This window comes from Exiguobacterium qingdaonense, from assembly GCF_018617855.1.
Taxonomy (GTDB): domain Bacteria; phylum Bacillota; class Bacilli; order Exiguobacteriales; family Exiguobacteriaceae; genus Exiguobacterium; species Exiguobacterium qingdaonense.
Genome location: NZ_JACSKY010000014.1, coordinates 1 through 12,363, shown reverse-complemented (window position 1 = coordinate 12,363; position 12,363 = coordinate 1). Strand labels below are relative to the sequence as shown.

Below are 12,363 nucleotides of genomic sequence, written 5' to 3'. Positions count from 1 at the left end.
ATAGGAGGCAGAGAATGAATCGTGCAGTGAAAAACACATTGGTTTTTGGTGTGATTTTCCTAGCCTTGATCTTGTTCCTTCAATATTTGCAGAATCCGAATAGCCAGAGTGAAACGCTCTCGTATTCGAAATTCTTAGAGTATGTGGAAGATGATCGAATTGAGACGGCAACCGTACAAGAAATTCCGGGAGCTATCTCGATTACGGGCGATCTTACAGGAGATGAAGACCAGCGTTATGAAACAAACATTCCAGCGAACGAAGCTGAGTATGCGGAAGTGTTGACGCAGCTTCGGGCGGATACGGATATTCAAATCGAGGAGGCTGAGTCCAACAGTAGCTGGTTCAGCATCGTCTTCGCGATTTTACCGTTCATTATCATCTTCATCTTGTTCTTCTTCTTGTTGAACCAGGCACAAGGTGGTGGCGGCGGTGGTCGTGTGATGAACTTCGGGAAATCGAAGGCGAAACTATACGACCAAGAAAAACGTCGTGTCACATTCAAAGATGTGGCTGGAGCGGACGAAGAGAAACAGGAGCTCATCGAAGTCGTTGAGTTCTTGAAAGATCCTCGTAAATTCTCAAAACTTGGTGCACGTATTCCGAAAGGTGTCTTACTCGTTGGACCTCCGGGGACAGGTAAAACACTTTTGGCCCGTGCGGTAGCCGGAGAAGCGGGAGTGCCGTTCTTCTCGATTTCAGGTTCGGACTTCGTTGAGATGTTCGTCGGAGTCGGGGCATCACGTGTTCGTGACTTGTTCGAGAACGCGAAAAAGAACGCTCCATGTATCATCTTCATCGATGAAATCGACGCAGTCGGACGCCAGCGTGGCGCTGGACTCGGTGGTGGACATGATGAGCGTGAACAAACATTGAACCAATTGCTCGTTGAAATGGATGGATTCAGCGATAATGAAGGGATCATCATGGTTGCGGCGACAAACCGTCCGGATATCCTTGACCCGGCTCTCCTTCGTCCAGGTCGTTTTGACCGTCAAATCACGGTCGATCGTCCAGACGTCAAAGGTCGGGAAGAAGTATTGAAAGTCCACGCACGTAATAAGCCACTCGATTCGACAGTGGACTTGAAATCAATCGCACAACGTACACCTGGTTTCTCTGGTGCAGACTTAGAGAACCTCTTGAACGAAGCGGCACTTGTTGCGGCACGTTCGAATCGCTCGGCGGTTTCGGTTGTCGATGTGGAAGAGGCGATTGACCGCGTCATCGCGGGTCCATCGAAAAAGAGTCGCATCATCTCTGAAAAAGAGCGCAACATTGTTGCATATCACGAAGCAGGTCACACAATCATCGGGCTCGAGCTTGAGAATGCGGATGAAGTACACAAAGTGACGATCGTCCCACGCGGAAACGCGGGCGGATATGTCGTCATGCTTCCGAAAGAAGATCGCTACTTCATGACGAAACCTGAACTCGAAGACAAGATTGTCGGTCTTCTTGGTGGGCGCGTCGCCGAGGATGTCATCTTTGGTGAAGTGTCGACTGGAGCGAGCAATGACTTCCAACGTGCCACTGGTATTGCACGTAAGATGGTCATGGATTACGGGATGAGCGATAAACTCGGACCGCTCCAACTCGGTTCGAACCACGGCGGACAAGTCTTCCTTGGACGCGATTTCCAAACTGAACAAAACTATTCAGATGCGATCGCTCAAGAAATCGATTTGGAGATTCGTGAAATCATCAATCACTGCTATGCGAAAGCGAAGCGGATTTTGACGGAGCGTCGCGAAGACCTTGAACTTGTTGCGAAAACACTCCTTGACGTAGAAACGCTTGACTCGAAACAAATTCGTCACTTAATCAAGACGCGTGAATATCTCCCGCATGAGCCGGAAGAAGACGCGGATGCATCGACGGATGCGGACGACGAGGCGAAGAAAGATGACGCAGCCGTGCAGCACGGACAAGTCATCGACCAACCTGAAGCCGTTCAAGACAGCAAACCGGATGTCGTACCTGAAGGTGATAAGCCGGAAGCTACGCCGACGGAACGTCCGAATAACGAATCACGGTAATCAATTAGACGAATGCCCTTGACGAGGCATTCGTCTTTTTTCATGTTATAATTCGAGCGAACTGCAATTGACAACAAAGTGAGGAACTATGTCATGATTTTAGTGATTGATGTTGGAAATACAAATATTGTTCTCGGGATGTACGATGGAGATCACCTTGTACACCATTGGCGCATCTCAACAGATCGGACGAAAACGACGGATGAATACGGTATGCTGGTAAAATCGCTATTCAATCATTCGCATGTTTCGTTCGAACAAGTAGACGGTGTCATTTTATCTTCGGTCGTGCCCCCGGTCATTTTTCCACTTGAACAAATGTCGCAACGATACTTCAATGTACGACCAATCGTTGTCGGTCCGGGTGTGAAGACGGGACTAGACATTCATGTCGAGAATCCCCGTGAAGTCGGGGCTGACCGAATTGTAAACGCGGTAGCTGGAATCGCGAAGTATGACGGTCCGCTCATCATAGTTGATTTTGGCACGGCAACCACGTATTGTTACATCGATGAGAAACGTCGCTATCATGGCGGCATCATCTCACCGGGCATCATGATTTCGGTGGAGGCACTTTATCAACGTGCCGCAAAATTGCCTCGAATTGAGCTGGCGACCCCTCCGACGGTCGTCGGGAAAAATACGATTCAGGCGATGCAATCCGGAACGTATTACGGATATGTGGCACAAGTGGACGGCATCGTGAATCGAATGAAGCGTGAGGTCGGTGAAGCGACTGTCATTGCAACAGGAGGATTGGCACGATTGATCAGTGAACATGCAGAGACAATCGACCATGTGGATTCGTTCCTGACACTCGAAGGCCTCCGTCTCATTTACGAGCGCAATCAAAAGTAAATTAAAGGAGTTAAATGATATGATTCATACAGAACAACAAGCATTACTCGATCAGATGAACGACGACTATCTCGTTCGTGCCCTCGGTTTTAACGGAGAAGTCCGTGCCTTTGCCGCACGTACGACAAAAACGGTATATGAGACGCAACTTCGTCACCAAACGACTCCGGTTGCCTCAGCTGCCCTCGGACGGACGATGACGATCGGCTCGATGATCGGGGCGATGCAAAAAGGTGCGGCGCGCGTCACACTTAAAGTGGAAGGTGATGGCCCGATTGGGAAAATCATCGTGGACGCAGATACAGCGGGAGATGTTCGTGGATATGTATCCTATCCTCGTGTCGATGGCGGGACATTCGTCAACGAACAAGGGTTGACGAAATTGAAAGTCGGCGAAGCCGTCGGGAAAGGGACCATCTCCGTCATTAAAGATTTGGGCTTGAAAGAGTATGTCGGCGGTTCTTCAGAAATTCAAACAGGGGAAATCAGTGAAGACTTCACATACTACTTCGCAACATCTGAGCAAGTACCATCAGTCGTTGGAGCGGGTGTCCTCGTTTTACCAGAAGATGAATCGATTCTTGCGGCAGGCGGTGTCATCGTCCAGCTGCTCCCGAACGCATCTGAAGAAACGGTCCAGGCACTCGAAACAGCACTTCAGACGTTCCCACCGGTATCTGTTTTGATCGGAGAAGAGAAGACGCCAGAAGAAATGCTTCAATTGCTGCTCGGTGACAGTCTAGATATTCTCGATACGAACCCGATTCAGTTTAACTGTACGTGTAGCCGGGAGCGAATGGAGAACGCCATTATTGGTCTCGGAAAAGAAGAGATTCGTCAAATGATTGAAGAGGATGGCGGAGCGGAAGCTGTTTGTCATTTCTGTGGCGAGAAGTATCATTTCTCGGCTGAACAGTTGGAGAAGATGAAAGAACAGGCACAAGCGTAAGCTATGTTCCAAATTGCATGTTTATAATTCGATAGGGTATGATAACAATATCGGAATAGTCGGAATTATGAAGGAGGAAATGTAATGCGAATCGTAAACTCAGTGACAGATTTGATTGGAAAGACTCCGATTGTAAAATTGAATGGGATGACCGGACCGGAAGATGCCGACGTATATTTGAAGCTTGAATATATGAACCCGGGATCAAGCGTCAAGGACCGGATTGCCCTTGCTATGATTGAGGCGGCCGAAAAAGACGGCATCTTGAAACCGGGTGATACGATTATCGAGCCGACGAGTGGGAACACAGGAATCGGTTTGGCGATGGTCAGTGCCGCAAAAGGGTATCAATCTATTCTTGTCATGCCGGAAACGATGAGCATGGAACGTCGTAACCTCCTTCGTGGATACGGGGCCGAACTGATCTTGACACCAGGACCTGAAGGTATGGGTGGTGCGATTCGTCGGGCGACGGAAGAAGCTGAGAAACACGGCTACTTCCTCCCGCAACAATTCAATAACGCGGCCAACCCGAACGTTCACGAGATGACGACGGGTCCTGAAATCGTAGACGCGTTCGAAGAAGCGGGGATTTCAGTGGATGCCTTGATTGCGGGTGTCGGGACAGGTGGTACGATCACCGGAGCAGGTAAAGTCGTGAAGGCGAAGTACCCGGATGTAAAAATTCTTGCTGTTGAGCCAGTCGATTCACCCGTCTTGTCAGGCGGGAAGCCGGGTCCTCATAAGATTCAAGGGATTGGTGCCGGATTCGTACCATCGATCCTCGATACGGAAATTTATGAGGGAGTTCTTCAAATCACGACAGATCAGGCGTTCGAATACGCTCGTCAGGCGGCACGTACGAACGGTGTCCTCGGCGGTATCTCTTCAGGTGCTGCGATTGCAGCGGCACTGGATACGGCGAAACGCCTCGGTAAAGGGAAAAACGTCTTGGCGATCATCCCGTCAAACGGAGAACGTTACTTGAGCACACCGCTCTATCAATTTGATGAAGAGTCGGAGAGTCGCGTATAACAAAAAGGCAGTAATCGAGAGACAATCTCTTTCGATTGCTGCCTTTTGTTGTGTACAATAAAAGGCATGAATGAATAGACGGAGGAATGACATGTGAGATCGACAGCGTTCAGAACGAAGCGGATGACGAAAGAAAAAATGTATGAGACATACATGACGTTGACAGCGGACCAACCGTACCATGCATGGTTAGAAAGTGGGAGAGCGGGACGGTATACGATTGCGGGGATCGAGCCGTTCGGTCGCTTCCATGTAAAAGACGATGTCGGTCTCTTGCAAGTGGGCGATACGACTGAAACGATATACGGAAAGCCGCTTGATCTCGTCAATGAAATAAGAAAACGGTTCGAAGTGGAGCGTCCGGATGGAGTCCCTCCGTTTTTTGGCGGCATGATCGGCTATGTCAGTTATGATGTGGCTCGGACGATTGAACGCCTTCCGAATCAAGCGATAGATGACTTATCGACACCGGACGTCTCATTTCTATTATTTGATGAAGTGGCGGTGTTTGACGAAGCGGATTCGACTCTTTACTTGATAGTGACGGCTGAACGCGATGCGGAACGCAAAGCGGACCGATTGGCAGCTATGTGGAACGTCGAATCGCATTATGCGTTCAAACCGACAGGGCAGTCGCCTGTCGAGCGATCACGCTCGATGTCCCAGGAAGAGTTCGTCGAAGCGGTCAAACGAATTCAATCCTATATCGTGGAAGGGGACGTGTTCCAAGTGAACTTGAGCGTTCGTCAATCTGAACCGCTCCTGGCCGACCCACGTCGTGTATACGACACGCTCCGTCAAATGAACCCATCTCCTTATATGGGATATTTCGTGGACGAGGCCTTCACGATGGTTTCTGCTTCACCAGAACTGTTGATTGAAAAGCACGGATCTGACATCTCGACGCGCCCGATCGCGGGTACGCGTCCGCGTGGGAAAGATGACGGAGAAGACCTGGAATTGGCCAATACGTTGCTTGAAAACGAAAAAGAGCGGGCAGAGCACGTCATGCTCGTCGACCTAGAGCGGAACGACCTCGGGAAAGTTGCGGCGTATGGTAGTGTGCATGTCGATGAATTGATGGTGATTGAAAAGTATTCACACGTGCAGCATATCGTGTCAAATGTACGCGGAACGATTCGGGATGAAATTTCTGGAGCCGAAGCGCTAGCGGCAATGTTCCCGGGAGGCACAATCACAGGCGCGCCTAAAATTCGAACGATGGAAATCATTGAAGAACTCGAACCGGTTCGCCGTGGTCTCTACACGGGATCGTATGGATGGTTAAGTTGGAATGACGACCTCGTCTTCAACATCACCATTCGAACGATGGTCGTAAAAGATGGGGTCGCATACGTTCAAGCAGGGGCGGGAATCGTGATCGATTCTGACCCGGTCTCAGAATATGAAGAGTCATTGTCCAAAGCGAAGGCGCTATGGGCAGCGAAACGAATGACGGAGGGGACGACATGATTGTACTGATCGACAACTATGACTCATTCACGTATAACTTAGTGCAATACTTCGGAGAACTTGGTCAGGAACTAGTCGTGTATCGAAACGATGAAGTATCGATTCAAGAAATCGAGGACCTTTCCCCGAGTTACCTTGTCATTTCTCCAGGACCTTGTACTCCGAATGAGGCGGGGATTAGTATAGAGCTGATCCAAGCGTTCGCAGGTCGCGTTCCGATTTTAGGAGTTTGCCTCGGACATCAGGCGATTGCCCAAGCGTTCGGGGGGAAAGTTGTCCACGCGGAGCGACTCATGCACGGAAAGACATCGAAGATTCAACATGATGGAAAATCAATTTTCAAAGAGATCCCGCAGCAAACAATCGTGACTCGATATCATTCGCTGGCTGTCGAGCGTTCATCTCTACCTGAATGCCTGATGGTCACGGCGGAGACGGAACGTGGAGAAATTATGGCACTACGTCATAAGACGCTCTCCATTGAAGGGGTGCAATATCATCCTGAAGCGATTTTGACGGAGCATGGAAAAGACATGATTCGCAACTTCATCGAGGAGTATCGTCATGTGGTATTGGCATAATGGAAGTCTAGTCGAGCGGGAAAATGTGTCGATTCCGATTGAGGATCACGGTTTCTTATACGGAATGGGTTTGTTCGAGACGTTTCGGACATATGATGATGTACCTTTTCTATTTGATGACCATTGGGAGCGATTGATGGAAAGCCTGAACGAGTTATGGATTGACTTCCCTTATACGAAGGCGGAAATCAAAACGGCGATTCAGCAACTGTGCCGTCAAAACAATGAACCAAACCTCTATATCCGCCTGAACGTCTCGGCAGGGGTCGCGCCCCTTGGTCTATACGCGGGGCGTTATGAAGCGCCGAACGTCACGATGATCGTCAAGCCACTGCCGAAAGCTATCGTGCCGCAGGAGAAACAAATCGAGCCGATCCCGTTTCCAAGAAGTCGTCCGGAAGCGGCGTTTCGTTTAAAATCGCATCATTACATGAACAATATTCTCGGAAAGCGAGTGTTAGAGAATCCGGATGCTGAAGGATTGTTCGCTGATGAGGATGGATACGTAGTAGAAGGGCTCGTATCGAACATCTTTTGGGTCGGACGAGAGGGTGGTTTATATACGACACCACTCTCGAGCGGAGCGCTTGCGGGTGTGACGCGGAAATGGGTGATGGAGCATTTTTCTGTAGTCGAGCAGCCCGTGACATTTGAAGAGCTGTACGTGGCGAAAGAGATTTGGATGACGAACTCAATCCAACAAATCGCCCCGGTGACGCACTATCGTGATCACCATTATCCCGGTAAAGATGGCAGTCGATTTAAAGAAGTGTGGGCGAAGTTCGTTCGTTCACTTGGTTAGGAGGCGAAAGCATGACGAAGATCATGGGTATTTTAAACGTGACCCCGGACTCGTTTTCGGATGGGGGACAGTATACGGCAATCGAGGAAGCCGTACGACATGCGAAACAACTCGTGCGTGATGGTGCCGATGCAATCGATGTCGGAGGTGAATCGACGAGACCGGGCGCGGCACGCGTTTCTGCGGAAGAAGAGACCGAACGTGTCGTCCCGATTATTCAACGACTGACAAAAGAAATCGCTGTCCCGATTTCGATTGATACGTACAAGCCAACGGTAGCGAGAGCAGCATTAGAGGCCGGTGCGACGATCATCAATGACGTGTGGGGCTCAAAATGGGGGGACCGCTCGATGGCGCGTGTTGCCTTCGAATATGAAGTTCCGATCATTCTCATGCACAACCGAGAAGACCGGGACTACAACCACTTCATTGAAGACATAGTCATCGACCTGCGGGAATCAATCGAGATTGCGCATGCGGCCGGTTTGAAAGATGAGCATATTTGGCTGGACCCGGGGATCGGATTTGCAAAAGACGTAGCACAAAACCTTGAACTCATGAAGCACCTTGAGGTGATCACGCGTCTTGGGTATCCAGTGTTACTCGGTACATCACGTAAATCATTTATTGGACATACGCTCGATTTACCGTTAGAAGAGCGACTCGAGGGGACAATCGCGACGACGTGTCTCGGGATTATGAAAGGGTGCGACTGGGTGCGTGTACATGACGTCAAAGAAAACGCCCGTGCTGCGAAGATGATGGATGCGATGATTGGGGGAAATGGACATGGATAAAATGTTTGTGACCGGGATGCGCTTTTATGGTTATCACGGAGTGTTTGAAGAAGAGAACCGTCTCGGTCAGCGGTTTCACGTGGATTTGATGTGTGAACTCGACCTCGCGCCTGCGGGACGTTCAGATGATTTGAATGATGGGGTCAGCTATGCCGGGTTGTATCAATTGACGGAAGACATCGTGACGGGGGAGCCGGTCAATTTACTTGAAACACTCGGAGAACGGATCACGACGGCAGTGCTCGCCCATCATGCGTTGATTCAAAGTGTGACGGTCAAAGTGATTAAACCGGATCCACCGATTCCAGGACATTACGATTCCGTGGCCATCGAGATGACAAGGAGAAGAACGTCATGATTTATATCGCATTAGGAGCGAATATCGGAGAGCGGGCAACACAATTGTCTGCGGCAATCGATGAGATGGAGCGGACGGGTCTCACTGTCACGAAGCAGTCATCGGTGTATGAAACGGCTCCTGTCGGGTACACGGAGCAACCTTCGTTTTACAATATGGTCGTTGAAGTCGAGACTCGCCAATCCCCAGATGAATTGCTCGACATACTTCAACAAATCGAACATCGCTTAGGTCGAGAGCGTCTGTTTAAGAATGGACCGCGCACCATCGACCTTGACATCCTCTTCTATAATGAGGAAGATATACAATCAGAATACTTAACGGTCCCGCATCCGCGCATGCAGGAACGTGCGTTTGTGCTCGCACCGTTAGCGGAAATTGCGCCGCAGCTCATCGTACATGGACGCACGGTCGAATCTTGGCTTGAACGTTTACCGATGACAGACCGCCAAGATGTCATTCGGTTACAGTTGCTTTCGAATTTGGTGAAATGAAGGATGTGTTATTTTGACAGGCTTTAAGATTGGAAACATAAACATTAAAAACCGGGCAGTTCTCGCACCGATGGCCGGCGTGACCAATCCGGCTTTCCGTTTGATCGCGAAAGAGTTTGGAGCAGGACTCGTATGTGCCGAGATGGTCAGTGATAAAGGGATCTTGCTCGAGAACGCTCGGACGATGCGCATGCTATACGTCGATGAACGGGAGAAACCGCTCAGTTTACAAATCTTCGGCGGTTCGAAAGATACACTCGTCAAAGCGGCAGAGTACGTCGATCAACACACAAATGCGGATATCATTGATATCAACATGGGATGCCCTGTCCCGAAAGTAACGAAGTGTGACGCGGGTGCAAAGTGGTTGCTTGACCCGGATAAGGTGTACGAGATGGTGAATGCCGTCACGAATGTCGTCGAAAAACCGGTCACGGTGAAGATGCGCCTTGGTTGGGATGACGAGAACATCTTAATCTTAGATAACGTCAAGGCGGCTCAAACGGGCGGAGCGGCGGCGATCGCCATTCATGGACGTACACGATCTCAACAATATGAAGGAACCGCGAACTGGGACTGGATTGGCGAGGCCAAGAAAGTGGCGACCGTTCCGATTATCGGAAACGGTGATATCGCGACCCCGCAGGACGCGAAGCGCGTGATTGAACAGTACGGTGTAGACGCCGTCATGATTGGACGCGCGGCCCTCGGTAATCCGTGGATGCTCTATCAAACGGTCCAGTATCTTGAAACGGGAGAGCTCCCGCCAGAACCTGAGGCTCGTGAGAAAATCGATATCTGCATGCTTCATCTCGATCGGTTGAGCGCGATCAAAGGGGAGCTGACAGCCGTACGCGAAATGCGCCAACACGCGGCATGGTATTTAAAGGGACTGAAAGGCAGTGGCCCGATTCGTAAACAAATCAATGAAACGGAATCGCGCGAGGCTTTCGCGGCGGTCCTCTATGGATTTGTCGATCAGCTCGAGCGACAACTGTCAGAAGTGTGAACTAGTGAAAAGAACTAATTTATGGTAAGCTTGTTTGGCGAAAAAGTGCACCACAACGAATGAACGGCTTCGGCTGTGCTGTTGGCCATCAGGCTGACAGTTTTTTGTTAGGGAGAAAGCCAATATGGATAGAGGAGTGAATGGAATAGTGAGCCACGAGTTAGAAATGAATGATCAAATGCAGGTTCGTTTTGAGAAGATGACCGATATGCGTGAGCGCGGTCTCGACCCGTTCGGTCACCGCTTTGATCGTTCTGCACACGCAGGTGAGTTACATGAGCAGTACGAATCGATTGAAAAAGAGGCTTTGGCTGAACAGGACGTAGAAGTCACATTGGCTGGACGTATCATGACGAAACGCGGGAAAGGGAAAGTGTTCTTTGCCCATATTCAAGATGTGACAGGTCAAATTCAAATTTACGTTCGCAAAAATGATGTCGGGGATGAGCCGTTTGACTTGTTCAAGTCTTCAGACCTTGGTGATATCGTCGGCGTGAAAGGAAAACTCTTTAAAACGAACGTCGGAGAACTCTCGATTCACGTGGAAGAGTTTGAGTTATTGACGAAGGCGCTTCGCCCGCTTCCGGACAAATATCATGGACTGAAAGATGTGGAACAGCGCTATCGCCAACGCTATCTTGATTTGATTACAAATCAAGACTCGCGTCAGACATTCATTTTGCGTAGCCGCATCATTTCGGAGATTCGCAACTTCTTAAACCAAAAAGGATATTTAGAAGTAGAAACACCGATGTTGCACACGATTGCGGGTGGAGCAGCAGCGCGTCCGTTCTTGACGCATCATAATGCGTTAGATATGGAACTCTATATGCGTATTGCCATCGAACTTCACTTAAAACGCTTGATCGTTGGTGGGCTCGAGCGCGTTTACGAAATCGGACGTGTTTTCCGTAATGAAGGAATCTCGACACGTCACAACCCTGAATTCACGATGATCGAATTATATGAGGCATATGCAGATTACAATGACATCATGGATTTGACGGAAGAATTGGTTGCGCACGTAGCGAAAGAAGTACTCGGTACAACGGATGTACAATACGGTGAAGATACGATTCACCTCGGTGTCGGCTGGAAACGTGCGCATATGGTTGACCTTGTTAAAGAAGAAACAGGTGTAGACTTCTGGCAACAAATGTCCGATGAAGAAGCACGTGCCCTTGCAAAAGACCACGGTGTAGAAGTACAGGACCATATGACGTTTGGTCATATCGTCAATGAGTTCTTCGAGCAAAAAGTTGAAGAAACATTGCTTCAACCGACATTCGTCACAGGACATCCGGTTGAAGTGTCGCCATTGGCGAAGAAGAATGAAACGGATCCACGCTTCACGGATCGTTTCGAGTTGTTCATTGTTCGTCGTGAACACGCGAACGCCTTCACGGAGTTGAACGACCCGATCGATCAACGTGAACGTTTCGAATCGCAGTTGCTTGAAAAAGAAGCGGGTAACGATGAGGCACATGAACTTGATAACGATTTCCTTGAAGCCCTTGAATATGGTATGCCGCCGACAGGTGGACTTGGAATCGGGATTGACCGTCTCGTCATGTTATTGACGGACGCGCCTTCGATCCGTGACGTTCTTCTTTTCCCAACGATGCGTCATCAACAATAATTGATTGTAGAAGGGTCAGGTCATACGTGAGTATGGTCTGGCTTTTCATTTTTATTGGTCTTAAAAACGCATAGGTAAGCCGTTCATATATAGATAAAAAACTTTTTTGAAAAAACTTTAGGAAAAACCCTTGCGTTAATGATAGGGGTGCGGTAAAGTAATAAACGTTGCCGCTGATGGCAGCGGAAAAGAAATAAAAAAGTGGTTGACAACTGTGTCGATGACTTGTATTATTTTAAGAGTCGCCAAGAGCGGCAGACGAACTTTGAAAACTGAACGATGAGGCAAAAATAAGTTTTACAATTTTTGAATGAAGCGCAAGCTTCGTC

12 protein-coding genes are annotated in these 12,363 nt (G+C 49.2%); all 12 read left to right on the top strand.

Going from position 1 to position 12,363, the window contains the following annotated elements; all coding sequences use genetic code 11:
• Window positions 1-14: 14 nt before the first annotated feature.
• The 12 genes from ftsH (at window position 15) to lysS (ending at window position 12,034) form a co-directional block, all read left to right on the top strand.
• Window positions 15-2,039: an ATP-dependent zinc metalloprotease FtsH gene (gene ftsH, locus KNP00_RS12540; protein ID WP_215145761.1), complete on the top strand. Its 2,025-nt coding sequence runs from the start codon at window positions 15-17 to the stop codon at window positions 2,037-2,039.
• Window positions 2,040-2,132: 93 nt separating this feature from the next.
• Entirely contained in the window at window positions 2,133-2,897 is a 765-nt protein-coding gene (locus KNP00_RS12535) for a type III pantothenate kinase (RefSeq protein WP_215145759.1), read from the top strand.
• A gap of 19 nt (window positions 2,898-2,916) precedes the next feature.
• Window positions 2,917-3,846, top strand: a complete 930-nt coding sequence (gene hslO, locus KNP00_RS12530; protein WP_240542881.1) for an Hsp33 family molecular chaperone HslO — start codon at window positions 2,917-2,919, stop codon at window positions 3,844-3,846.
• An 84-nt stretch (window positions 3,847-3,930) separates the two neighbouring features.
• Complete coding sequence (gene cysK, locus KNP00_RS12525) at window positions 3,931-4,881, top strand: cysteine synthase A (protein WP_215145757.1); 951 nt, start codon at window positions 3,931-3,933, stop codon at window positions 4,879-4,881.
• A gap of 93 nt (window positions 4,882-4,974) precedes the next feature.
• Complete coding sequence (locus KNP00_RS12520) at window positions 4,975-6,354, top strand: anthranilate synthase component I family protein (RefSeq protein WP_338082284.1); 1,380 nt, start codon at window positions 4,975-4,977, stop codon at window positions 6,352-6,354.
• Complete coding sequence (gene pabA, locus KNP00_RS12515) at window positions 6,351-6,935, top strand: aminodeoxychorismate/anthranilate synthase component II (RefSeq protein ID WP_215145755.1); 585 nt, start codon at window positions 6,351-6,353, stop codon at window positions 6,933-6,935. Before KNP00_RS12520 ends, pabA begins: the two co-directional genes overlap by 4 nt.
• Entirely contained in the window at window positions 6,919-7,737 is an 819-nt protein-coding gene (locus tag KNP00_RS12510; RefSeq protein ID WP_215145753.1) for an aminotransferase class IV, read from the top strand. The genes pabA and KNP00_RS12510 overlap by 17 nt, the downstream gene beginning before the upstream one ends.
• An 11-nt stretch (window positions 7,738-7,748) precedes the next feature.
• Window positions 7,749-8,534 carry a dihydropteroate synthase gene (folP, locus tag KNP00_RS12505; RefSeq protein WP_215145751.1) on the top strand — a complete coding sequence of 262 codons (786 nt, stop codon included), beginning with the start codon at window positions 7,749-7,751 and terminating at the stop codon, window positions 8,532-8,534.
• Window positions 8,527-8,892, top strand: coding sequence for a dihydroneopterin aldolase (gene folB, locus KNP00_RS12500; RefSeq protein WP_215145749.1), 366 nt, complete (start codon window positions 8,527-8,529; stop codon window positions 8,890-8,892). The genes folP and folB overlap by 8 nt, the downstream gene beginning before the upstream one ends.
• Window positions 8,889-9,386 (top strand): 2-amino-4-hydroxy-6-hydroxymethyldihydropteridine diphosphokinase, encoded by a 498-nt coding sequence (gene folK / locus KNP00_RS12495; RefSeq protein ID WP_215145747.1) that lies wholly within the window; start codon window positions 8,889-8,891, stop codon window positions 9,384-9,386. Before folB ends, folK begins: the two co-directional genes overlap by 4 nt.
• A 70-nt stretch (window positions 9,387-9,456) precedes the next feature.
• On the top strand, window positions 9,457-10,395 hold the full coding sequence (gene dusB, locus KNP00_RS12490; protein WP_240542882.1) for a tRNA dihydrouridine synthase DusB: 939 nt from the start codon (window positions 9,457-9,459) through the stop codon (window positions 10,393-10,395).
• A gap of 148 nt (window positions 10,396-10,543) precedes the next feature.
• Complete coding sequence (gene lysS / locus KNP00_RS12485) at window positions 10,544-12,034, top strand: lysine--tRNA ligase (protein ID WP_215145743.1); 1,491 nt, start codon at window positions 10,544-10,546, stop codon at window positions 12,032-12,034.
• The last annotated feature ends 329 nt before the right edge of the window (window positions 12,035-12,363 follow it).